Here is a 22,410-nt window from a genome sequence, read left to right as displayed (position 1 = left end):
TGAGGTACCTGGGTGCGTGCGAGCCGTCGGCGCGCGACAACGGGGCACGCTAGCAGTGCCCGAACAATCCCTCAAGCGTCCCTGATCACCGTCTTGCCGGCAGCCTGTCCGGGTTTGGACGCGATTGCACTAGCCTCCACTGTGGTCAGACCCGGGTGCTGCCGCGCGAGATGCAGTGCGGCGAGCACCGCGGCCCGGACGATCGCCCTCGGGTGGTAGAGCTCTTTGCCGTACCAGAGGGGAGGATCAGCGCCGCGGCCGGCGGCGTGGCGCAGGTACGAGTAGCCGCGCCGCACGACCGTGCCAACTCCAGCAGCCTGCGGGCGCGTGGACAGCAGCACCTGCAGCGCGTACGCGGTCTCCTCAGCGGTGCTGTCCCACCGTCCCCACGATCCGTCGGACCGTTGGGTCGACAGCACCCAGTCGACGGCCTTGGCCACCGACTCGGCTGTGGACCCGCGGCCGAAGTCGTTGAGCGCCCGGGTGCAGCACGCGGTGGCGTAGTACGGCGAGGCGTGCCACCGGTCGTGCCACTGTCCATCAGGCTGCTGGTGTTCTCGCAGAACGGCCGTCAGCCGAGCAGTGGCCGTGGCGTAGCGGGGTGCCGGATCGGTGCTGTGCAGATACTGGCCGAAGGCGTCCAGGACGTGTGCGTTGGTGGTGACCGAGAAGCCGTCCTCACCCGGCCAGGTGCAGAACCCGTCCGCGGTCTCGTACGTCCACAAACCAGCGGGTTCTACCGGGTGGCCGAGCTTTCCGAGCGCGTACAGGGCGACCGCTGTGGTGTCCGCGTCAGCAGGAAGCCCTGGCCCGGTGGGGGTGCCCACCGGTCCCATCGCGGCACCCAGGCTTGCCACGATTTCTGGGGGCACCGCGAACTGCATGCCGGCGCGTGCAAGTCCGCTCACCACCCACGCCTGTTCGAAGACTGTGATGGGGAGCGGACAGGGTACCGTTCCGCGCCCCGCCACTGCCGTCAGGTGAGCCCGGGCCGGGTGGGCGGGGGCGAGGGTGTCGGGGTCGCCGATCCAGGCAGCGGTCGCCGCCGGCGAGGCGCCGACCGTGCCTGGCGGCATGGGGTGGATGCCGGCGGCGCGGCGGGCAGCAGGGCCCAGGACCTCCAGGAAGTGCAGCAGCTTACCGGGCAACGCGGCACCGGCCGCCAGAGCGTGTCGAACCTTGGCGAGGCGGCTGTTGTCCATTCCCGCCGGCAGGGCCAAGCGCACCCCGTGCCAGGACCCGAGGCAGGGGTTCGGCGGGTCCTCAAGTCGTTCCAGGTGCTGATTGATCGCTGTCACCAGGGACGGCACGATGATGTCCGCTGCCGGCGTGTCCGGCACCACCAGATCCGCGCGTAGCCACCTGGTGAGCGCCTGCAGGCCGCGGGCGGCCGCGCTGACCAGCTGCGCTTCCCCGTGGTCCCGCTGCGCTCCGGGTCCATCGGTGCGGAGGGTCGCGAGCAGCGCCTCGGTGGCGCTCAGCGTGGGCACCAGCGCGTAACCCTGTGGCGGGCCCCAACCTCCGTCCGCCCGCTGGCTTCGCAACAGGAAGGTGATGCGCTCGGTGTGCCCCTCGAGCCATGGGGCCAGCGTCACGAGCCGCCCGGTCTCGTAGACGGAGGGGGCGACTTGACCCCACGGCTTCGCCGTCAAACCGGCGATCAGATCACGAACGGCGAAGCCGATGTCGCCGTCCGTGGCGCTGTCGGCCGTGGGGGCGCCTTGGCTACTCACAGGCTGCCCCAAAAGTCTGACACCTGGTAGAAACCGCTGGTGAACGTGACTTGGCGCTTCAGGAAAGCGGCCTGCTGGGGGCAGGTTGTTTCCAGTGGCCGGATCAGGTCGTGGCAGCCCTCGATGACCGTTGCGAGCCTGGCGGTCACCTCGGTCGAGTCACTCACGAGCGTGAGCGCGTTCAGATCTCCCCATTGGAGGTCGCGCGGATATGTGGCCAGATCGTTGATCAGCCGGATTGCGCGCTGCACCTCGCGGCTGGCGGCTCTCAGATCGTCAAGGTGGTCGTGGCTGTCCGGATCATCGAGGTGGGCCCAGTGCGTCACGCTGACCAGCACGCCGGCGACATTGTCGGCGTTGGCGAGGTACTCGTCGAGGGTGGGAGCCGCACGTCGGGAAGCTGGTGCCGCCTCGTGCGCGTTCTTCCACCTCAACTCCTGCGCCATCGCCGCGAACATGCGCCCGAGCTCTTCTCGCCACACCGGCTGCATAGCCGCGAACGCCGGCGTCGCAGCCAGTTCGTCGTGGATCTCGGCCAACAGCCGGGCGAGGGGGTGCGGATCGGGGGGTGGGCTTCCGTCCGCGACTGCGAGGCAGCCAGCGACGAGTGCCCGCACGTCGTCTGCCGTTCGCGCCAGATAATCGATCTGCCAGTCCGCCGCAAACACCCACAGCACAGTCCGAGCCGTCGGCCGTAGTTGCTGGGCTGTGTACTCGGGGGCGGTGAAGGCGATCGACATCGCGATGCTGCTGACCAGGGTCGGGTCGAAGGGCCGCGCGGTGAACAGATCCTGGTGGCGGGACACGACCTCGTGTAGATCACGTTCGAGCATGGCGGCCAACCCGCAGATCCGTCCGTGCTCTGCCACGGTGAGCAGGTCGGCTGCGGTGAGCGGTACGTGCGGGCCCGAAGTCACGAGACCGAGGCGCGTTCGCGCGGTAGCAGAGTGACCGTGTTCGGCCGGGGCCGCAGCGAGGCGCCGAGCCGCGGCTTGAGATCGGCCGGCTGCCCGAGCCGGAATCGGAACCGGCTCAGGAGCGTGGCCATGATGATGGGGGCCTCGAGCAGGAAAAGGTATTGGCCGATGCACTGATGCGGGCCGCCCCCGAAGGGGAAGTAGCTGTAGCGGTACCGCCGCTTCGGCCGGTCGGGGGCGAACCGTTCCGGGTCGAAGACCTCCGGGCGATCCCAGAACGCCTCCATCCGCTGCGTCGCGTACGGGCTCACCAGGATCGTCGCCCCGGCCTCGATCCGGACGCCGCCCAGGACCTGCTCCCCTACCGCCGTACGCGGGATGGTCCAGCCCGCCGGCCAGAGCCGCAGCATCTCGTCCAGGACCATCCGGGTGTAGCGCAGTTCCGGGATGTGCGTCCGCTGCACCGGCCCGTGCCCGACCACCTCGTCGATCTCGGCATAGAGCCGGGAGGCCACCTCGGGATGCGTCTCGAGGACCGGCCACAGCCAGGACAGGACGCCGATCGTGGTCTCGTTGGCCGTGGAGAACATGGCGACCACATCGCTGCGGATCTGCTCCTCGCTGGCCTGGAACCCGTCAGCCCGTGGACGGCACAGCGTCGCGATGATGTCGTCGCCGTCGCCCGGGTCCGCCCGCTCCTTGCGGATGATCGGCAGAACCAACGAGTCGATGCCTGCCACGGCGTTACGGAAGGCGCGGTCGCCTGGCAGTGGAATCCAGTAGGGCAACCCGGGGGCGAGCAGACGAGACACCATCGTCCGCGTGATCGTGTCCAGGTGGGCGTAGATCTGGAGCGCATCTGGCACCGGGATCTTCTTGCCGAAGAGCACCCGCGTGGTGGCCTGGCATACGACCCGCGACATCAGGGTGATGGCGTCGACGGCCTGGCCCGCTCGTGCGGGCTCATCCAGAGCGTCGACCGCCTCGGCGATCGCCACCGCCATCCGGTCGATCAGCATCTCGGCACGCTTGGCGGTGAACAACGGTTGCAGGGTGTCCCGGCTGGACTCCCACAACTCGCCCTCGGTGACGAGGACCGCGTCACCGACCACCCGCCGGACCCCCCGCCAGAGCATGCTCTCGGGGTCGCGGATGTAGTTGGTCCTGTCGCGCAGGATCTGCTGCAGGTGCTCTGGGTGAGTGACCAGGTATGGGCGGAAGGTGCCGAGGTTGAGCCGTACGACCTCGCCGCCGGCCTGGTTGCCGAAGTGGACAAGCGCTCCCAACGGGTCCCGGACCAGGTGCGGCAGTGCGCGGCGCAGGGGAACGGACCTGGCCTGGCCGGCGACGACCTGCGCCTCGGACATGAGCACCTCCACGATCTGTCGTGCAACCGGGCCTATGGCGACTGCGGCCAGGTAGGTCTCGTGAAAGCAAGGCCCTTGATGATCATCGCACGCATCGCCCCGCAACGCCAGATATGTCCACCGTCCTCACCGGACCTTCGGGCGATGGGGTGTGTCCATCAGGTTGACTGAGCGGTCAACCCGTGGGGTGGCATGTTGACTGAGCGCTCAACCCGTGCGTGGGCACGGACGCATCCGCGCCGGAGCCGGTCACCCACGCTCCGCCGGCACGGTCACCCGATCCTTCGACCAGGCGTTCCCGCCTGGCCGAGTCGAGGCGCCGCAGCGGACATCACCTTGCCGTTACCACTCATGTCGCTGGAAGCCCCTCATATGTAACATCCCTCGACCGGACCGATGGCAGGGTGGAGGTGACCCGGGTGCTCCCTACCGAGATTCTCGATACGTCTCTACTTCCACCAGCGGACCGCTTTGCCTGTTGGTATGAGATCGTCTCGCAGGAGGCCGCGCCGACCCACGTCAGATGCCCGCACATCGACAACTTCACGGCCCTGGCAAAGCGGGTGGACCTGGGCAGTGTCCGGCTGGCGGAGCTGCACTACCCAACCCTGGAAACCATCCGATCGCCGCGCCTGGTGCGCAAATCGCAACCCGACACGTACCAGTTGGTGCTGATGACAACCGGGTCGAGCGTCGCTATCCAGGACCGCACAGAGTCGCCCCTGGAGCCGTCGTCGTTCACCCTGCTTGACAACAGCCGGCCGTTCACCGGCTCGCACTTCTCGGACGGGCCGGTGCTCGCGGGCTCCATCTCCCTTCTCATCTCGCGTCAGTCGTTGCCCCTGCATCCCGACCGGGTACGCCGGTTGCTCGCCACCTCGATCCCCTCGGATACAGGTATGGCGGCCCTGCTCGCTCAGTTCGTTCAGCGCCTGGTGACGTACCCCGAGCAGTTTGCCGCGAGTGATGCGCCGAGGCTCGGCATGATGGCGCTGGACCTCGCCGCCGGCGCCCTGGCGCAGCGCCTGGAGGTTCAAGAGACACTCCCGGTCGACCTCCGGGAACGTGCGCTGCGTGCGGAGATCCGGGCCTTCATCGAGAAGAACCTTGGCGACAGTGAACTCAACCCCAGCTCGGTCGCCGCGGCCCACCACATCTCGCTGCGCACCCTGCACCGCCTCTTCGAGCAGGAGGACCACACCGTGGCGGGATTGATCCGCCAACGACGCCTGGACCGGTGCCAGCGGGATCTGATCAATCCCCGGTTGGCCCACCAAGCGATCCAGAGAATTGCCGCCCGCTGGGGGTTCGCCGACAAAGCGCACTTCAGTCGGCTCTTCAAGGCGTGTTACGGCATGTCGCCACAGGAGTACCGCGATCAGCACCGCCAGCCTTGAACTCCCGTTGGCGCTCCTGGGCCCGGCCGTCAGCTGTGCGTCGAGGAGGACCGGGCGATGGCGGCCAGTTGGGCTCGGGAGGTGACACCGAGTTTGGGGAACGCCTTGTAGAGGTGGTAGCCGACGGTGCGCGGGCTGAGGAAGAGCTGCGCGGCGATGTCGCGGTTGGAGGCGCCGCCGGCCGCCAGCCGTACGACCTGGCGTTCCTGGGGAGTGAGCACGCTGAGCGGATCGCCCGCCTTGCGCGGCGCCGCCGGCACGGTCCCGGTCGCGCGCAGCTCAGCGCGTGCGCGGTCGGCCCACAGCTCCGCACCGAGTCGGTCGAAGATCTCCAGCGCGCCGCGCAACTGTGCGCGGGCGTCCGACCGCCGCCGCGCCCGGCGCAGCCACTCGCCGTAGGCGAGCCGCGTCCTCGCCAGCTCGTATGGCTGGGCGTCGTCATGGAGCTGCACGGCCCGCGCGAAGGCCGCTTCGTTCTCCTCGACGAGCGCCCGGCAGCGCATCGCGATCGCTTCGGCCGACGGCTGACGGACGTGCCCCGCCCAGGCTAGGTAGCGGGCGAGTGGCTCCGCCGCCTGCCCCGGCTGGCCGCTGCGGACAGCTGCCTCGACCTGGTCCGGGGCGGACAGAACGGCGATGCTGCTGACGGGGATGGCCTGCAGCTGCCGGAGGGCGGCGTCCGGGCGGCCCAGGCCGAGGTCGAGCAGGCCCAGGGCCCACCGCCCGATGGCCGCCGCGAGCACCATGCCCTGCTGGTCGGCTCGCGCCACGCCTGCTTCGGCCTTCGCCCGGCACTCCTGCGCGTCGGCGAGGTGCGCGAGCACCCAGGCGAGCGAGCACGTGAGGTGGCTGACCCGGTGCTCGTGGCCCAGGTCCGTCGCCAGCCGCAACCCCGCGTTGAGGGTCGCGGTGGCCTCGCCGTACCGGCCGCGCCACCCCTGCGCGAGTCCGTGGTCGAGGAGCGCGTTGGCGAGCCAGCCGATCATCCCGTTCCGCTGGCAGTCCGCCACGACTCCGGCGGTGATCTCCTCGCCGAGGGCGGCTCGGCCCAGCGCGAAACACAGCGAGGCGGTGAAGGTCAGTCCGGGCACGGCCAGCCCGGCGCGGTGGTGTTCGTCCACCGCTTCACCCATGAGCGTGATCCCACCGCCGATGTCACCGCCCATCAGCCGGGCCAGCCCGAGCGCACCGCTGACCAGCGGCGAGTCGATCGCGGGGAGCGCGCGGAGGCTGGCGGCGGCCTCCTCCGCCAGCTGGGTGTCGCCGGCGAACCACGCACAGCGGATGGCCTCCACCAGCAGCCAGGTGGCCCGCTCGGTGGACCGGGATGCCAGGCGCGGGACGCCGGCCATGATGATCCGGCCCGCCGCGAGCGGTGCGCCCAGCTCGAATTCGCGATGGGCGCGTACCTGGATCAGCGCAGCGATCATGTCCGGGTCGTCCACGTCGGGTGTGGCGCGGTCGGCGAGGGCGGCGGCCCGATCCATCAGTCCGGCGTCACTCGCCGCCAGCGCGGCGGCGGCGAGTCGTCCGGATCGTCGTACCGGATCGGCGGTGAGTTCGGCGGCCCGCTCGTAGGCCGCGGCGATCGCGGCGTGGCCGCCGCGGGTCCGTGCCCGTTCCGCGGCTTCCGCCAACTCCCGGGCGATGTCCTCGTCGGGACCGAGCGCGGCGGCGGCCAGGTGCCACGCCCGCCGGTCGGCCGCGTCGACGGCCGGCGAGCGGGTGAGGGCGTCGGCAAGGGCACGGTGTACGGCGAGGCGGCGGGTGGCCGGTGCGCCCTGGTAGGCGGCAGTCCGGATCAGGGGGTGGCGGAAACCGACGACGGTCCCCTTGACCTCGATCAGCCGGCTCCGCTCGGCCGCGCCCAGCGCGTCGAGGGTGGCGCCCGCGGCTACCAGCGTCTCCAGCTCACCGGAGCCGTCCGCCGCCGCGATCAGCAGCGCGGTTCGCGCGGGCTCGGGCAGCGCGGCTATCTGTGCCTGGAACGCCTCCTGGACCCGATCGGCGACGGGCATCGCACCCACCGGTGAGAGTCGTCCCGCCCGCTGCTCGGTGCTGAGTGCGGCGGGCAGTTCGATGAGCGCCAGCGGATTGCCGTCCGATTCGTCGATGAGGCGCTGTCGTACCTGCGGTGGGAGGTCGGCCGGGAGCAGGGCGGCGGCGGCTGCCCGGTCCAGCCCGCCGAGCCGGAGCTCGGGCAGCCCCACGGCGGGAAAGCCCGCGCGGGCGGCGAAGAGCATGACGACGCCTTCCGCCTCGAGGCGGCGGGCGGCGAACATCAGTGCGTCGATGGAGGCCTGGTCGAACCACTGCGCGTCGTCGACGAGGCAGAGCAGTGCGCCGTCCCCGGCCAGTTCGGTGAGCAGGGTCAGCGTGGCCAGCCCGACCAGGAACCGGCTCTCCGGAGCGGTGTCGCCCAGCCCCAGAGCGGCGTTGAGCGCGGTGGCCTGCGCGGCGGGCAGCGTGTGGATCTGGTCGAGCCCGGTGCGCAGGAGCAGGTGGAGTGCGGCGAACGGCAACATCGCCTCGGACTCGACACCGACGCCGCGCAACACCCGCATGCCCTCGGCCCGCCCGGCGGCGTGCTCCAGGAGCGCGGACTTGCCGATCCCCGCCGGGCCTTGGATGACCAGGCTTCCGCTCCGGCCGCTCCGGGCCGCCGCCAGGAGCCGCTCGATCGTCGCCTGCTCCCCCACTCGTCCGTGCAGCACGGTCACCGAAGCTACCGTCACGATGACTGATTCGGTGTGGCCTGGACCTCCGTAGCTTCGTGATCATCCGCACGACGTACTACGAAGGGACCCCGGGATGACCACCGTCGCCAGCACCGTCCACCCCGCCGCCGACGCCAAGCTGCTCCGCTTCGCCCTGAAGCAGGACGCGTTGGGCTCGGGCGCCAACGGAGTCGTCTACGTCGTCGTCGCGGCGATCTTCGGTGAGCTGTTCGGCCTGCCCGCCGCCCTCCTCTACCCGATCGGTGTCTTCCTGGTCGCGTGGGCCGCCGCGCTGTTTTTCCTCGCCGCGCGGCCGACGGTGAGCCGGGCCGCGGTGGGTGTGGTGATGGCGGTCAACGTCGTCTGGGTGGTCGCGAGCGTCGAGTTGCTCGTCGCCGGTTGGTTCCCGTTGACCGGCCTCGGCACCGCACTGGTGATCGTCCAGGCGGTGGCGGTCGCCGGTTTCACCGTTCTGCAGTTCGCTGGCCTCCGCAAGGGCAGGTGAGCCGCTAGCCCTCGGCGCCCGCCCCGGCCGGGGCGGGCGCCGCCGGGCGTTGAGCTCGAACGGTGAGCCAGCGACCGGAGGAGTCACCCACCACCAGTGATCCTTCGGAGAACGGATCCGAGCGGTCCAGGCTCAGCTGGACCGACGCCGCCCGGCCGTGGCGCGCCACCGCCCGTGCCGGCACGATCTACAGGCAACGCCGCGTGGAGGATCCTCGCAGCAGCGATCGCATGGCGGCGTAGTTGTTGGACCGCTACACGCCGCCCTACTGCATATCCCGGCCGGTGCAGGTGAGCCGGCGTGCGAGGTAGTCGCCGAGCGACGTGGCTTCCGGCACCTCGGGGTCGCCGGTCGGGCCAGCGGGGGCGTAGCGGGTGTGCCGCAGTTCCGCCACGAACTCGGACACGGGCGCGCCAGCGTGCAGCCCGGTGGTGATCGCGGTCGACAGGGCGTCGGTCAGGCCGGCCAGAGTGGAGCCGTGCTTGCCGACGTGCAGCTCGACGTGGGTGAGCCGGTCGGCTGCGGCAGCGGTGACGAGGCGACCGGGGGTGCCATCCAGGACGAACTCATTCGTGGTGCCTGCCGTCCGGCGGGGTGCCGGTATGCGAGTTCGCCCCAGGTCGGTCATCGTCGGGTGCTCCTTCACGTTCGCGCCTCGCCCCGTGCCGTCGAGGACCTCGACACGGTAGGCAGCCGGGCGGGCCGGCACCAGCGCGACACGCTACCCATTCGCACAGGTGAACGAAGACGAGCTCAGGAAGGCAGGCAGCACTGCGTAAGCCGGTGTTGTCCGGTCCACGGGAGTGGCCAGCGTCCAGTTCGGAGGTGACCAGGCGCGGTGCCCGCTACGGGGTCGCGTGTATCGCGTATCGGGTGATAAGCACTCTTCATGACCTGGTCCAAGGCGCGGTCAACCCACCCGTCGGCCGCAACCTCGCACGTCATCACCGGCACCGCTGTCATGCTGGCGTGGTTCGCTGCTGCCGTGGCCGCGACGGTCTATTGGGTGGCGCACCAGTCGACCAGGGCAGGCGCCTGCGACAGCTTCTGCGTGTCGGACCGGGTCGGGGCCTTCGTCGTGGCGTTCTTCGTCGGCATCCCAGTCGGCGTTGTCGGCCTGTTCGCCGGTGCGGTCCTCCTCGCGTTACTCGGACGGCGGATCCGTTCAGGGTGGCTCGTTGGCAGTCTCGCCGGCGTTGGTGGCCTGGTCACCGGCCTGGTCGTCGTGGTCGGCGGGCTGCTGGTCTGGACCCGGGTCACCGAGGCCGCCGGATGGTGACGGGTCGGGCACGGAACGGCGAGCCACGAGCGTGCCCACCATGCTGGCTGTAACGCCGGGCAACGGATCGACGCTCACCTACCAGGGACGGCCGCAAAGCATGGCCAGACCCTTCGCCGGGCGGGATGTCGGCCCACACCTCCCCCGCAGTCCCGTCCGGCCTCCACAGTCCGACCCGTAACAGCGACCCCTGACGCTGCCGGAGGCCCCGTGATCGTCGAATCAACCACCCGCACACCGCCGCCCCGTTGGCCAGCCATGAACAGCCGGCCAGCGCCCGACGCGCGGAATCAGCCAACGCAGCCGGTACCGGAGCCGCGCGACTGGTTGCCCTACGTGGCGTTGGCCGTCACGACCGTGATGATCGGATGCTTGGCCACGGTCGTGGTCGTGCTGGCTCGTTAGCCGGCCCTGCCTGAGCTGAACCGCGTGCGCCCCCGCCGCCTCGCGTGGGGGAGGTTCAGCGCAAGCCTGGCGTGAGTGGCGTGGCCGGGTGCGGCTTGGTAAGGCGCACCCGGCCACGGCATTTCCCCGCTGAACTGTCGCTGCCGTCCGTCACGACGAAGCCGGCGGACTGCCCGGGCGGCGGCTCATCGTCCTCGGCTACCAGCACCTCCGGGGACGGTCAGCAGGACCAGGCCCAGGGCGAGGACGACCATTCCGGACCACGATGCGGCCGGCAGGCGTTCATCGAGGACGGCGACACCCAGGACCGCTGCCACGGCAGGTTCGGCCAGGGTCAGCGACGTGGCCACCGACGCGGGGGTACGGCGCAGTCCGTGCCCGAAGAGCCGGTAGGCCAGGTAGACGGTGAACAGGGCAAGGTACAGCGCCACCGCCGCGCCGCGGATGGTGGCGAGCCACTGCGGGTTGGTGAACAGCACGAGCGGCAGGGCGAGCAGCCCGGCGGCGCCGAACAGCACGCCCATCACCGCATCGGAAGGGTGTTCGCGGGTGATCAGTTTCCCGCCGATCAGCGAGTAGGCGGCGTACGACAGGCCGGCGCATCCGGCGAGCGCGACGCCCGTCAGGTCGATGGGCGCGGCATGTCCGGTGAGTTCGGGGCCGAGCACCAGGAGGATGCAGCCCAGCACGGCGGCCGCGGTGGCGCCGCTCCAGCGTGCGGTCGGCCGGGCCTGCGAGGTGATCCAGGACAGCAGGCCGGCGAAGACCGGCGCGCTGCCCAGGGCAACCACGGTGGCTACCGCCACGCCGGTCCGGGCCACGGCGGGGTAGAAGGTGACCGGATAACCGGCCACCGCCAGCGCGCCCAGGGCGAGCAGCCACCGCTCGGGTCGGGTGCAGCTGGCGGGCAGCGAGCGGGCGCGGCGTGAGGTGAGGAACAGCAGGGTGCCGCCGAGGGTGAGACCGGCGCCGCCGATCGCCGCTGCCGGTGCACCGGCGGGTGCCAGGGAGCTTGCGGTCCCGGTCGTACCCCACAGAACGGCTGCGGTGAGGATGGGTACGGGGCCGCCCAGGGAACCGGTGCGGGAGGGGCGTTGGCCGGTGGCCGGGTAGGTGGGAGCTTGAGGTGAAATGCGGTTCGGCACAGTCGTGGTCTTCCGTCGTCGAATGCGTCTGGGACTGGATCCGAAACGGGCGCACCACAGGAACCTGACCGCCCCGTGGTCGACGGGGGTCAGGGGTTCACACCATCAGTGTCTGCGCCCGATCAGGCGCAGAGCGGCGGCAGAACGACGTGCCAGTAGGAGTTCACGCCGCGATCGTAGCTGCCGGGACCGGTGGCTGAGGAAAGGCCTGTCCCGGCTGAGGGTGAAGTGGCCAAGATCGATCAGGAATCAAGAAGTGCAGGCCATGGAGCCGCGCCTAGCATGATCGTCATGGACATCACCATTCACACGAGCGTCCTTCCGCATGTCGACCCGGACGCGTCCGTGGCCTTCTACCGCGACGTCCTCGGCTTCGAGGTCCGCACCGATGTCGGACAGGGCAAGATGCGTTGGATCACGGTCGGCCCTGTCAACCAGCCCGACACGTCCATCCTCCTGGCGCCGCCGGCCGCCGACCCTGGGATCACCGAGGACGAACGCCGCACCATCGCCGAAATGATGGCCAAGGGCACCTACGGCTGGATCCTGCTGGCCACCCGGGACCTCAACGGCACCTTCGAGAAGCTGCAGGCCGGCGACGCCGAGGTCGTCCAGGAGCCGACCGAGCAGCCGTACGGCATCCGCGACTGCGCCTTCCGCGATCCCGCCGGCAACCTGGTCCGCATCCAGGAGCTTCGCTGAACCTCCGGTCACTTGGCCATGCTGGCCGGTGCCACGACCACCTGCGGGAACGCGGCGGCCGGCCCTTCCCGGCCGGCGCCCTCGCTCACACCCCTCGGCGGGCCGCTCCATGCTCGCGGGCATCGATGGAAGGAGCTCACTCATGTGTCACCCCTCGTGGGGGCGCGCGCTCACCGCGGCGCACCGCCTCACCGACCTCGCTCGACTGCGCCGGGTCCGCGACCGGATCGACCGGGAGTACGCGCAGCCGCTGAACGTCGAGGCGCTCGCGCGCGGCGTGAACATGTCGGCTGGGCACCTCAGCCGCCAGTTCCGGCTGGCCTACGGCGAGTCGCCGTACGCGTACCTGATGACGCGGCGCATCGAGCGGGCGGCGGCGCTGCTGCTGCTGCGGTGTGGCGATCTCACCGTCACCGAGGTCTGCTTCGCGGTCGGGTGCTCCTCGCTGGGCACCTTCAGCACCCGCTTCACCGAGCTGGTCGGCATGTCGCCCAGCGCCTACCGGCGCCGCGCGACGGGTGCCACGGCGGGGATGCCGTCGTGTGTGGCGAAGCAGGTGACCAGACCGGTCAGGAATCAAGAAGCCCTGGTCGCCGAGCCGCAACTAGCGTGATTGCCATGCCATCCATCGAATCCGTCACCCTCGAGGTGGCCGACCCCGCGGCCGCCAGCCGCTTCTACACCGCCGCCTTCGGTCTGGACGCACAGATTCGCCTGCGGGCCTCGGAGGCACCGACGACCGGTTTCCGTGGGTTCACGCTGGCGCTCACGGTGTCCCAGCCGGCCACCGTCAACGGCTTCATCGGTGCCGCCCTGGACGCTGGCGCCACGACGCTGAAGCCGGCCGCGAAGTCGCTCTGGGGCTACGGCGGTGTCGTGCAGGCCCCGGACGGGACGATCTGGAAGGTTGCGACCTCGGCGAAGAAGGACACCGGCCCGGCGACCCGGCAGATCGACGAGTTGGTGCTCCTGCTGGGTGTCGCGGACGTGGCAGCGAGCAAGCGGTTCTACATCGAGCGCGGCCTAGCCGTGGCGAAGAGCTTCGGCCGCATGTACGTCGAGTTCGCTTCTGGGTCGAGTCCGGTCAAGCTGGCACTGTACCGGCGCCGTGCCCTTGCCAAGGACGTCGGCGTCGCTCCCGAGGGCACCGGATCGCACCGGCTCATGATCGGCGGCGATGCCGGGGCTTTCACCGATCCGGACGGGTTTGGCTGGGAGGCCGCCTCGCTGGCACCCACGCCCTGATTCAGGGGGGCTCGCTCGGCCCTTTGCCCGGCGAGCCCCGTCACTAGATCGGCGTCGGGTCGGCAGGGAACTGCTCGTGTCCCAGCACGGCGAGCAGTTGCAGCTTCTCGTAACCCTCGCTGCGCGGTGGCGCGGTGAGCACGAGCAGCGCCTGGGACTGGTCCTCGGTGATCAATGCCTGGCAGTCCAGTTCGATCGCACCGAGCTGGGGATGGATGAGCGTCTTGTGGTCCTCGAAGCGCTTGGCCACCTCATGTCGTTCCCACAGCTCGGCTAACTCCGCGCTCGCCTTCTGCGGGGCCCGCACGACCTCGCCGGCCCGTGACTGCGGGCCCATCGACCCGTACGCGGCGCGCAGGTTGGCGACCTGGGCGCGGCTCTGCCGGTCGCGGTCCTCCTCGGGGTAGCGCAGCCGCTCTGCGGGCTCGGTGAACCACCGGTAGATCTCGCTGCGGGCGAGGGCACCGAGTGGCTCCCAGCTGGTTGCGCTGCACTGTCGCCTCGACGGTCGCCATCGACGCGCTACCGGCTGGTCATACCGGCTTCGGCCAGAGATCATCGACGGCTTCACGAGCGGCGCTTAGGGTCATTTGCGCCCCCTACCGGGCGAACTGTGCGCCGTTCTCGAACCGGAGGAAACGCCTCTTCGGCTGGCCTTTCCACCGTCTGATCTCGGGAGGACCCGTTGAGACTGAGCATTCGTCGCCGTATGCTGCTCGGCACCGCGCTCGCCGCCGCGCTGGCACCGCTGTCGCTGGCCGCGCCGGCCGGCGCGATCGAGCCCGCGGGAGCGGCCGCGCCGCCCGTGGCGCTGCGCGTGGCCACCTACAACATCCACGCCGGGGCCGGCGAGGACAACGTCTTCGACCTCGACCGGACCGCCGAGGCGATCCGGGCGCTGAACGCCGACGTGGTCGGCCTGCAGGAGGTCGATGTCCACTGGGGTGACCGCAGCGACTTCATCGACGAGGCCCAGGAGCTCGCCGATCGGCTGGGCATGTGGGCCTTCTTCGCGCCGATCTACGACTTCGACCCGCTGACCGCCGGCGCGCCCCGCCGGCAGTACGGGGTCGCGGTGCTCAGCCGCTATCCGATCCTTGATGCGGTGAACAACGAGATCACCCGGCTGTCCACCCAGGTGCCCAACCCGGTGCCGGCCCCGGCGCCGGGCTTCGCCGAGGTGACGATCAACGTGCGGGGTGCGCACGTGCACGTGTACTCCACGCACCTCGACTACCGGGGAGACCCGACCGTGCGGCGCATGCAGGTCGCGGACACGCTGAACATCCTGGCCGCCGATTACGGGCCGAAGGTGCTGGTCGGCGACCTCAACGCGGAGCCGGGGGCGCACGAGCTGGCCGCCCTGTGGCAGGACCTGCGTGATGCCGCCCCGACGGGCGCCAAGACGTACCCGGCGATCAACCCGGTGAAGCGGATCGACGTCATCAGTGTCTCGCCGGACATCACCGTGGTGGGCACGGACGCCGTAGCGACGGCGGCGTCGGACCATCGGCCGGTGGTCGCTGACCTCCTGCTGCACCAGCGCGGCAACTGATCCGGGCGGCAGCCGACGCGGCGGTGCTCCGGCTCCGGGACCGGAGCGCCACCGCCACGGTCCCCGGTCAGCGGGCGTGGTGCGCGGCGAGGTGGGTCAGCATCGTCTGGTTGGCTTCCCAGCCGTCCGGGAACTTCACCGGTACGTCCAGGTGCACCCGCTCGGTCGACGGGTGGGCGTCGAGCAGTTCGGCGATCCCGGCCCGGGCCACCACGAGGCATGCGTGCCGGTGCCGGGAGGCCAGCACGCACAGCCGCCCCGACTCCAGGTGGAACGCGGTGGCGTCCCGCCGCCCGGACAGCGGGTGCAGCACGACCGTCACGTCGTACTCCCGGCCCTGCAGCCGGTTGGCGGTGTCGACGGTGATTCCCGCGCCGGCCTCGCCGAGTTGCGACCGGATGGCGGCCACCTGGTCGCGGTGGGCTGCGCCGATGGCGATCCGGTCCGCGGTCACCGGGGCGCCGTCGGGCGCCTGTTCGGAGATCGCGACCGCACCCCGTGCCAGCACCCGCAGGGCGAGGGCCGCGCAGGCCGTGGCGGCCTCCCCATCGGTACGCAGCGTGTGCCGGGCCGGCAGTTCGTACAGTCCCCAGCCGGTGGCCGCTGCCACGTCCACCGTCGCGTCGTAGGCGTCGCCGGGCCCGGGCTCGGTGAGCGAGAGGGCGCGGTCGGTGGGCCCGGTGCCGGACCGGAACCCGGTGAAGGGGTAGAACGCCGCCGCCACCACCGGCGCGGCGGTGGCGGGCAGCCGCCAGGACACCGGCAGCCGGTGTACGGGCAGGTCCGGGTTGTGCCGCAGCAGGGTGGCCACCGCCGACTGCATCGGATCCCAGGTCAGGCCAGTCCAGCGGGCCGTCTCGACGGTGGAGAACGGGTCGAGCTGCCCGGGATCACCCACGAACAGCGCCCGCTCGAACCGGCCGGCCACGCGCAGCAGGGCATCGGAGCGCATCTGGTACGCCTCGTCGACGATCGCCCACGGCCAGCAACCCTCGGCGACGGTGGCCCACTTGGCGGCCGTACCGATGATGACGGCCGAGGCGGCGAGGTCGGCGACCTTGGCGGCGACCCGGACCCTCTCGTGGCTCTCGACCCGCTCGGTCGGCTTGTAGTCGGTGGCGGAGAGCCGGCCGATGCGCAGCTCGGGTGCCTTGCGGGCGACGCGGTCGATGAGGTCGTCGACCTGCTCGTTGGTCTGCGCGATGATGATCAGCGGCTCGCCGGCGGTGGCCAGCTCGACGGCGGCGCGGACCACGAGGGTGGACTTGCCTGCGCCGGGCGGCGAGTCGACCACCACGCCCCGGTGCTGGCCGGAGCGCAGGCCGGCGAGCACGGCGGTGATGACCCGTTCCGCCTCGACCGTGGGCGGCACCGACAATCCCGCGAGCATCCTTCCCCCTCCCGGCCGCGCCCGAGCGGGCAGCGGGTCCCGTCACCATACGAGTCGGGTGCGGGCCGCTGGCGGACGCCACTGGATCGCGCCCTCCCGCCGGTCAGCTGCGGCGTCCCCACCCGGCGCTACGGTGACCGTCGCATTCAAGTAGGCGCAGCCGCGGGGACGTCGTCTCGGTTCATAGCGAACGCCAGCGTCTTCTCGTTCGCGGAAGAGGGTGGCGCGTAAAGCAGAAGGGGACGTCGATGATGACATCCCCTTCTGCTTTGTCGTCAATCAGCTCAGCGCGAGCCGATCACCATCAAAGTCGGCGACGATCTCCAGCTTGCCGCCGAGGGCGGCGACGTACCGCTCGATGGTGCCGACCTCGGTCGCCGGCACCTCACCCTTCTCGATCGCGGCCACCCGAGGCTGCGAGACGTGCATGCGGTCGGCGACCTCCCGCTGGGTCAGGCCGCGACGCTCACGCATCTCACGCAGCCGAGTGGCGCGGACCTCAGCGAGCATCCGCTCCTTGTGCTCGGCGACCTTGGCCTCGTCCAGGTTCATGCGGGAGCGGGTGTCCCGCCAGCTGCGTGCCATCAGCGTTGTCCTTCCAACGTCCGAAGGTGTTCGGAGAAGAGCCGGTCGGCCTCGAGGATGTTGGTCTCGTACCAACCTTTCCATCGCGAGATCATCCGTTTCCGCAGCTCGATCATCTACCAGCACGTCCGCAACCAGGTCATCGCACCGATACCGGCAAAATGGCGAGCCGTCGACACCAGCTCCGCGATAGCCAACCGAGTCCACCCACGGTCGGTTCACAGCACCAGCAGCGGGTGGGCGGGTGGGCCGGTGGCGGCCACACCGCCACCGGCCCACCCCTGTCACCCCCTACCGGTCAGCGGCGGCGCGCTCCCCCACCCGGTAGGTGACCAGGTTGGGGTCGGCCTTGAGCTGCCGTTCGGTGAACTTGATGGTGTCGAAGCCCTTGCCTGAGTAGAGCCGGGTCTGGTCGGCGTACCAGGGGGAGTTCGGGTTGGCGGACTGTGAGTAGGTGAGGATCTGCCGGCCCGACGGCCCGTTCGGGCCCAGCTCGACGGCCATCAGGAACGACGTGCCGTGCACCACCTTCGGGTAGCCGACGCCGGGTTGCACCAGGTTGATCGTCATGTTGAAGACGCCGGCCTCGGGCCACCCGCCGTGGATCGGGATCCGTTCGGCGCCGCGCGGCTCGGTCTGGATGTCGCCGAGGCGCGCGTTGAGCGGGATGCCGTCGAGCAGCTGAACGGCGTCCGCGAGGGCGGTGCGGATCCGAGGGTCGTCGATGGCGAGCCGGCTTGGGGTGGTGAGCGGGTTGGCGGGGTCGAAGCGGTCGGCGAAGCGCAGGCCGCCGGCGCGGGCGAACTCGGTGAACACGTGCGAGCCGCGGCTGTCCAGGTCGACCCGAAGGTCCCAGCCGCGCAGGGCGGCGCAGGCGGCGCTCAGGTCGACCCGGGTGCCGTCGGAGGCGGTGGCGACCGGGTCGGCCGTACACGATCTCACCAGGTCGTCGCGGACCAGTTCGCCGCCGTAGGCGCGGTTGCCGAGGGTGACCGCCCACAGGTTGCCGGTGGTGAAGCGGGTGCCGGGGAGCCCGTCGGTGCCGGCGAGGCGCTGCCGCACCTGGTGGACGCCGAGCCGGGTACGCAGGCTGCGTTCGGTCCGCTCGTTGCCGATGATGCGCGGGAAGCGTTCCAGGGGCTGCTGCGGGTTGGCGAGCCAGTAGCTGTCGTTGGAGTTGGTCACGTAGTCGTTGCGGACCAGCGTGGGCAGGTGCGCCGGGCCGAAGATGCCCGGTACGGCGGCGTCGGGGTCCCGGCCCAGCTCGCAGGCGGAGCGGGAGCCGTCGAGGACGGCCTCGCCGCTGCCGGCGTAGAGGTCGCGCCAGGCGACGGGGATGCAGGTGGCGGCGAGGTGGTCGGTGACCCGGGGTACGACGGAGTGGTCGGCGTAGAGGGCCTTGCCGTCGCTGTCGGCGGCGATGACGTTGACCCAGGGCAGGGACTGGTGGCGGTCCAGCGCCGCCCGCAGGTCGGCCACCGACCGGGCCCGTCCCATGGCCAGCCAGCCGTCGAGGGCACGGTTGTTGGCCGCGTTGGGGTCGCTGATCGCGTACGCGGTGTCGGCGGTCCAGTCGAAGACGCCGGGCACCACGACGACGGGGCCGAAGTGGGTGTCGTAGAGGGTGCGGCTGACCGGCCCGTCGGGGGTTTGGACGGTGACCGTGCGGGCGGCCATCTTCCGGGGCTTGCCGTCGTAGCGGTAGCTGGTCGGGGCGCCGGGGACGAGGGTCAGCTTGTGCCAGGTGAAGCGGCGGGCGGTGGAGACGGTGTGGCTCCAGGCGACCCGGCCGTTGTGGCCGATCTCGATGAACGGGTCGCCGACCAGGGCGGCGCCCTCGACGTCGTAGCGGCCGGGGATCTTGAGGTGCATCCGGTAGAACCGGTCCGGGCCGTCCCACGGGAAGTGCGGGTTGGCCAGCAGCATGCCCGCCCCGCTGGCGGTGGCGTCGCGTCCGAGCGCGTACGCGTTGCTGCCCACTCCGGCCGGCGCGCCGTCGTGGGCGGCGACGAGGGCCGCCGCCTCGGGGGCGGGGAGCTGGCCGGTGATCTCGCCGGGGCTCGTCGGAGCGCCCTTGCCGGGTGGGGCGGCGGCGACGATGCCGTCGGCGAGGCCGGCGGAGCCGGCGCGGGCCATGCTGGTCCAGTGGGCGCGCCACAGGTCCAGCTCGGTGATCGGCTGCACCCACGGCTTGCCGGCGCAGGCCGGGTCGGTCAGTTTCGCGGCGCCGGTGCGGCGCAGGTAGGCGTTGTAGCCGGCGGCGAAGCCGCGGATCTGGTCGCGTACCTCGTCGGAGGGTGAGTGCAGGCCGTCGCGGGGGCCGGTGAGCAGCCGCTCGGCGACGCGGTCGTCGATGACCTTCTGCTGGAACAGGTCGCTGGTGACGTTGGTCGCCGCTTCGCCGGACGTACCGAACCAGCGGGCGCGTTGGGCGCGGACGGTGGCGACGGTCTCGGCGATGGTGCAGATGTTGTCCTCGGCCTGGACGTAGCCGACACCGTAGCCGAGGCTGGCGAAGTCGTGGGCGGTGATGTGCGGTACGCCGTAGGAGGCGCGCTGGATGAGGGCCGAGTAGTCGCCGGCCTTGGCGGCGGCAGGGCCGGTGGTGGCGGTGAGGCCGGCGGCGACGAGGGCTACGGCGGTGCTGGCGGCGGCGATCCGGCGCGGCCTCATCGGGCGGCTCGCTGCGGGTGTGGCTGGGTCACTCGGAGGTCCTCCCCGTATGTCGAGTGTCTACTCCAGACCCAGGATAGGGACGCCGGCCGGTCCGGCCATCGGGGAAGATCACCCAGGTCGCTCCGGGATTGCCCGGAGGGGAACGGCGGCTGGCGAGCTACGACCTGGCCGACGACGACCCGCGGTCACCGTCCGGGCGAGCCGCGGGCCGTGGATACGGCCACCGCGCCGAGCGCGACCGCGGTGGTCAGCAGGACACCGGCCACCCCGGCGCTGGCGGCCACCAGTCCCACCCCTGCCGGTACGACGAGCTGGCCCAGCCGATTGCCGCTGAGCCGGAGCGCGAGCGCGGTGGCCCGCGCCCCGGGTGGAGCGGCCAGGGTGATCCAGGACATGGTCAGCGGCTGCCCGATGCCCAGCCCGAGACCGGCGGCGACCACCGCGACGCCGAGCGCCCATAGCGGCAGCGGGACCGCCAGCACCGCCACCGCCACGGCGGACGCGGCGATGCTGCCGACCAGCAGCCGCATCCGGCCTGTCCGCTCGACCAGGGCCCCCAGGAACAGCCGCGACACCATCGAGGCGCCGGCCCGTAGCGCCAGGAGTGCGCCAATCACGCGCGCCGCGATGCCCTGCTCGGCGCCGAGGGCCGGCAGGTAGATGACCAGCAGGTCGACGGCGGCCAGCACGGTGAGGCTGGCCAGGATGGCCCGGCCGAGCCCGGGCACCCGCAGCACCGTACCCATCGGGTCGCGCCTACCCGGCCGGCCGGCCGCGGAGGGGCGCGGCCGGGGCCGCAGCAGCAGGCCGGTGGCGAGCAGCGCACCGGCACCGGCGAGCGCGCCGGCGAAGACCCGTTCGGTGTCCGGGACCAGCCCGCCGCCGCCGAGCACGGTGATCAGGACGGGCCCGACCGCCTGGCCCAGCGACACGGCGAACGTGTAACGCCCGAAGGCGATGTCCAGCCCGGCGTCGACCGTGGATCGGGCCACCCACGCCTGTTGCCCGACGACGGAGAGCAGGTGGCCCAGGCCGAGCACCGCGCTCCACAGCACCAGCCCGGTCAGCGAGTCGGCGAACGCGGTCAGGCCGGCGGCGGCGACCAGCACGAGCAGCGCGCCCGCCAGCAGGGCGGGGCGTTCCCCGTGCCGGTCCGTCGCCCGGCCGATCAGCACGGCGGCCAGCAGCGGCAGCACCGCGAAGCTGGCCGAGATGAGCCCCAGCCACGCGGCCGGGACGCCGAGTTCCAGCGCCCGGTACGACGTGGTGGGCCGGAGCAGGAAGGTGACCGACTGCAGGAGCACGGTGTGCAGGAGCAGTGCCCACGGCCAACCGGCGGCCCGTGCCGAGTCGCGTGGGCGCACGGTCAGGGCACGACGAGCAGATCGAGCAGGTCGTCGGCTGGCGTGTCGAGGAGGGCGTCCCGATCGGCGAGGCGCTCGGCCACCAGTTCCGCGCGCTCGTCGGGCAGCGCCGAGCCGAGCCCGCGGCGCAGCTTGTCCCGCACCAGCGGCTCGGCCTCGGGCCGGCGTCGCGGGTGGCCGATCGGGATGCGGATCTCCTGCCAACCGGTGTCGGTGCCGTCGGAGAAGGTGATCCGCAGCGCGTTGGCCACCGCCCGCTCGGCGGGGTCGAGGTAGGCGCGGCTGTACTCCGGGTCCTCGGTGACGATCATCCGCTCCCGTAGCGCGTCCACCCGGGGGTCGGTCGCCGCCTCGTCGGTGTAGTGCTCCTCGTCCAGCCGGCCGTGCAGCAGGGCGATGGCCACCATGTACTGCAGGCAGTGATCCCGATCGGCCGGGTTGGCCAGGGGGCCGGTCTTGTCGATGATCCGGACCGCCGCCTCGTGCGTTCGGATCTCGATCCGGTCGATCTCGGTGACCCGGTCGCCTACCGCCGGGGCGAGCCGGAAGGCGGCTTCTACCGCCGTCTGGCCGTGGTACTCGGCCGGGAACCACGGCTTGAGCAGCACGTTCTCCATCACGTAGCTGGCCAGCGGCTGTGGCAGGGTGACCTGGTGCCCGCCGAGCAGCGAGTCCTGGAAACCCCAGCCCTTCGCAGTTAGCGGGGTACGTGGGCTCTCCGCGCCGCGCAGCGCTAGGTAGGCCAGCCGGACCGCCCGGCTGGCCGCGTCACCGGCCGCCCAGGATTTACGCCAGGTCACGTTCGGCGTGTGCCGGTACGTGCGCAGTGCACCGCCGTCGACCCAGGCGTGCCCGAGAGCCCGCCGCATGTCCTCCTCGGAACCGCCGAGCAGCCGCGTGGCCACCGCGGTCGAGGCGATCCGGACGTACGCGACGTGGTCCAGCCCGTGCCGGTTGAGCGCGGTACCGAGAGCAAGCACACCCTGGATTTCGTGCGCCTGGATCATGGCGACCAGCACGTCGCGCACGGTCGGCGGGGTGCCGCCGGTGGCTCGGGCCCGCTGGGCGAGGTGGTCGGCCAGCGGCAGGATGGCGGCCAGGTTGTCCGACGGGTGGCCCCACTCCAGAGCCAGCCAGGTGTCGTTGAAGTCGAGCCAGCGGATCAGCGTGCCGGTGCTGAACGCCGCCTGCACCGGGTCGGTGGCGTAGCCGGTCGCCAGCACCCGGCTGGGGTGCGGCGCGGCGGTCGGAAACAGCGGCTCCGCGGTCCGCCGGCACTCGGCGTCGGCCAGCCCGAGGAAGGCGCAGGCGGTGGCGTCGAGGAAGGACAGGTGGGCGGTTCGCAGGGCCAGCTCGGATTCGATCCGCTCCGGGTGGGCGGCATACTCGGCTATCTGTACCACGACATCGTCGTAGGCGGCGGACATC

19 protein-coding genes are annotated in these 22,410 nt (G+C 71.3%); 7 read left to right on the top strand and 12 right to left on the bottom strand.

Annotation, left to right across the window (positions count from 1 at the left end; genetic code table 11):
• Positions 1 to 71 precede the first annotated feature (71 nt).
• From A6A27_RS00175 to A6A27_RS00165, 3 genes are read right to left on the bottom strand one after another with little or no spacing between them, the layout of a single operon-like run.
• Positions 72 to 1,733 (bottom strand): prenyltransferase/squalene oxidase repeat-containing protein, encoded by a 1,662-nt coding sequence (locus tag A6A27_RS00175; protein WP_241825009.1) that lies wholly within the window; start codon positions 1,731 to 1,733, stop codon positions 72 to 74.
• On the bottom strand, positions 1,730 to 2,650 hold the full coding sequence (locus A6A27_RS00170; protein WP_083672349.1) for a terpene synthase family protein: 921 nt from the start codon (positions 2,648 to 2,650) through the stop codon (positions 1,730 to 1,732). Before A6A27_RS00170 ends, A6A27_RS00175 begins: the two co-directional genes overlap by 4 nt.
• A complete protein-coding gene (locus A6A27_RS00165) occupies positions 2,647 to 4,017 on the bottom strand; it encodes a cytochrome P450 (protein ID WP_073832669.1) in 1,371 nt (456 codons plus the stop codon). Before A6A27_RS00165 ends, A6A27_RS00170 begins: the two co-directional genes overlap by 4 nt.
• Positions 4,018 to 4,436: 419 nt before the next feature.
• On the opposite strand from A6A27_RS00165, the gene A6A27_RS00160 reads away from it, so the two are divergent.
• Entirely contained in the window at positions 4,437 to 5,414 is a 978-nt protein-coding gene (locus A6A27_RS00160; protein ID WP_158073922.1) for a helix-turn-helix domain-containing protein, read from the top strand.
• A gap of 29 nt (positions 5,415 to 5,443) precedes the next feature.
• On the opposite strand, the gene A6A27_RS00155 is transcribed toward A6A27_RS00160, so the two are convergent.
• A complete protein-coding gene (locus A6A27_RS00155) occupies positions 5,444 to 8,134 on the bottom strand; it encodes a helix-turn-helix transcriptional regulator (RefSeq protein WP_073832278.1) in 2,691 nt (896 codons plus the stop codon).
• 91 nt (positions 8,135 to 8,225) lie between these two features.
• On the opposite strand from A6A27_RS00155, the gene A6A27_RS00150 reads away from it, so the two are divergent.
• Positions 8,226 to 8,636: a hypothetical protein gene (locus tag A6A27_RS00150; protein ID WP_073832277.1), complete on the top strand. Its 411-nt coding sequence runs from the start codon at positions 8,226 to 8,228 to the stop codon at positions 8,634 to 8,636.
• A 265-nt stretch (positions 8,637 to 8,901) separates the two neighbouring features.
• Here the strand turns inward: A6A27_RS00150 and A6A27_RS00140 are convergent, their stop codons facing one another.
• On the bottom strand, positions 8,902 to 9,264 hold the full coding sequence (locus A6A27_RS00140; RefSeq protein ID WP_143193803.1) for a TSCPD domain-containing protein: 363 nt from the start codon (positions 9,262 to 9,264) through the stop codon (positions 8,902 to 8,904).
• Between the two features lie 261 nt (positions 9,265 to 9,525).
• On the opposite strand from A6A27_RS00140, the gene A6A27_RS00135 reads away from it, so the two are divergent.
• Positions 9,526 to 9,915, top strand: coding sequence for a hypothetical protein (locus tag A6A27_RS00135; protein ID WP_073832274.1), 390 nt, complete (start codon positions 9,526 to 9,528; stop codon positions 9,913 to 9,915).
• Between the two features lie 590 nt (positions 9,916 to 10,505).
• Here the strand turns inward: A6A27_RS00135 and A6A27_RS00130 are convergent.
• Positions 10,506 to 11,465: a DMT family transporter gene (locus A6A27_RS00130; protein ID WP_083672347.1), complete on the bottom strand. Its 960-nt coding sequence runs from the start codon at positions 11,463 to 11,465 to the stop codon at positions 10,506 to 10,508.
• 291 nt (positions 11,466 to 11,756) lie between these two features.
• On the opposite strand from A6A27_RS00130, the gene A6A27_RS00125 reads away from it, so the two are divergent.
• From A6A27_RS00125 to A6A27_RS00115, 3 genes are all read left to right on the top strand, one after another.
• Positions 11,757 to 12,167: a VOC family protein gene (locus A6A27_RS00125; RefSeq protein WP_073832666.1), complete on the top strand. Its 411-nt coding sequence runs from the start codon at positions 11,757 to 11,759 to the stop codon at positions 12,165 to 12,167.
• Between the two features lie 142 nt (positions 12,168 to 12,309).
• Positions 12,310 to 12,780 (top strand): helix-turn-helix transcriptional regulator, encoded by a 471-nt coding sequence (locus tag A6A27_RS00120; protein ID WP_073832273.1) that lies wholly within the window; start codon positions 12,310 to 12,312, stop codon positions 12,778 to 12,780.
• Positions 12,781 to 12,785: 5 nt separating this feature from the next.
• Positions 12,786 to 13,412, top strand: coding sequence for a glyoxalase (locus tag A6A27_RS00115; protein WP_073832665.1), 627 nt, complete (start codon positions 12,786 to 12,788; stop codon positions 13,410 to 13,412).
• Positions 13,413 to 13,455: 43 nt separating this feature from the next.
• Here A6A27_RS00115 and A6A27_RS00110 read toward each other — a convergent pair whose 3' ends face one another.
• Entirely contained in the window at positions 13,456 to 13,971 is a 516-nt protein-coding gene (locus A6A27_RS00110; protein WP_198940136.1) for an MmyB family transcriptional regulator, read from the bottom strand.
• Between the two features lie 126 nt (positions 13,972 to 14,097).
• On the opposite strand from A6A27_RS00110, the gene A6A27_RS00105 reads away from it, so the two are divergent.
• Positions 14,098 to 14,967 (top strand): endonuclease/exonuclease/phosphatase family protein, encoded by an 870-nt coding sequence (locus A6A27_RS00105; protein ID WP_198940135.1) that lies wholly within the window; start codon positions 14,098 to 14,100, stop codon positions 14,965 to 14,967.
• Positions 14,968 to 15,034: 67 nt separating this feature from the next.
• On the opposite strand, the gene A6A27_RS00100 is transcribed toward A6A27_RS00105, so the two are convergent.
• From A6A27_RS00100 to A6A27_RS00080, 5 genes are all read right to left on the bottom strand, one after another.
• On the bottom strand, positions 15,035 to 16,357 hold the full coding sequence (locus A6A27_RS00100; RefSeq protein ID WP_073832271.1) for an AAA domain-containing protein: 1,323 nt from the start codon (positions 16,355 to 16,357) through the stop codon (positions 15,035 to 15,037).
• 279 nt (positions 16,358 to 16,636) lie between these two features.
• A complete protein-coding gene (locus tag A6A27_RS00095) occupies positions 16,637 to 16,942 on the bottom strand; it encodes a helix-turn-helix domain-containing protein (protein ID WP_073832270.1) in 306 nt (101 codons plus the stop codon).
• Between the two features lie 291 nt (positions 16,943 to 17,233).
• Positions 17,234 to 19,615 (bottom strand): acylase, encoded by a 2,382-nt coding sequence (locus A6A27_RS00090; RefSeq protein ID WP_073832269.1) that lies wholly within the window; start codon positions 19,613 to 19,615, stop codon positions 17,234 to 17,236.
• Positions 19,616 to 19,803: 188 nt separating this feature from the next.
• Entirely contained in the window at positions 19,804 to 20,982 is a 1,179-nt protein-coding gene (locus A6A27_RS00085) for an MFS transporter (RefSeq protein WP_073832268.1), read from the bottom strand.
• A 2-nt stretch (positions 20,983 to 20,984) separates the two neighbouring features.
• Positions 20,985 to 22,409 carry a bifunctional 2-methylcitrate dehydratase/aconitate hydratase gene (locus tag A6A27_RS00080; RefSeq protein ID WP_073832267.1) on the bottom strand — a complete coding sequence of 475 codons (1,425 nt, stop codon included), beginning with the start codon at positions 22,407 to 22,409 and terminating at the stop codon, positions 20,985 to 20,987.
• Position 22,410: the final 1 nt, after the last annotated feature.

Origin of the sequence: Micromonospora sp. CB01531 (assembly GCF_001905095.1) — a bacterium.
Lineage (GTDB): Bacteria > Actinomycetota > Actinomycetes > Mycobacteriales > Micromonosporaceae > Micromonospora.
This window is presented reverse-complemented; position numbering and strand designations above follow the sequence as displayed.

Excerpts from the sequence above, each read along its gene's own strand:
- A6A27_RS00165 (WP_073832669.1), bottom strand. The coding sequence starts at position 4,017 with ATGTCCGAGGCGCAGGTCGTCGCCGGCCAGGCCAGGTCCGTTCCCCTG.
- A6A27_RS00150 (WP_073832277.1), top strand. The coding sequence starts at position 8,226 with ATGACCACCGTCGCCAGCACCGTCCACCCCGCCGCCGACGCCAAGCTG.
- A6A27_RS00140 (WP_143193803.1), bottom strand. The coding sequence starts at position 9,264 with ATGACCGACCTGGGGCGAACTCGCATACCGGCACCCCGCCGGACGGCA.
- A6A27_RS00135 (WP_073832274.1), top strand. The coding sequence starts at position 9,526 with ATGACCTGGTCCAAGGCGCGGTCAACCCACCCGTCGGCCGCAACCTCG.
- A6A27_RS00125 (WP_073832666.1), top strand. The coding sequence starts at position 11,757 with ATGGACATCACCATTCACACGAGCGTCCTTCCGCATGTCGACCCGGAC.
- A6A27_RS00120 (WP_073832273.1), top strand. The coding sequence starts at position 12,310 with ATGTGTCACCCCTCGTGGGGGCGCGCGCTCACCGCGGCGCACCGCCTC.
- A6A27_RS00115 (WP_073832665.1), top strand. The coding sequence starts at position 12,786 with ATGCCATCCATCGAATCCGTCACCCTCGAGGTGGCCGACCCCGCGGCC.
- A6A27_RS00110 (WP_198940136.1), bottom strand. The coding sequence starts at position 13,971 with ATGATCTCTGGCCGAAGCCGGTATGACCAGCCGGTAGCGCGTCGATGG.
- A6A27_RS00100 (WP_073832271.1), bottom strand. The coding sequence starts at position 16,357 with ATGCTCGCGGGATTGTCGGTGCCGCCCACGGTCGAGGCGGAACGGGTC.
- A6A27_RS00095 (WP_073832270.1), bottom strand. The coding sequence starts at position 16,942 with ATGGCACGCAGCTGGCGGGACACCCGCTCCCGCATGAACCTGGACGAG.
- A6A27_RS00090 (WP_073832269.1), bottom strand. The coding sequence starts at position 19,615 with ATGAGGCCGCGCCGGATCGCCGCCGCCAGCACCGCCGTAGCCCTCGTC.
- A6A27_RS00080 (WP_073832267.1), bottom strand. The coding sequence starts at position 22,409 with ATGTCCGCCGCCTACGACGATGTCGTGGTACAGATAGCCGAGTATGCC.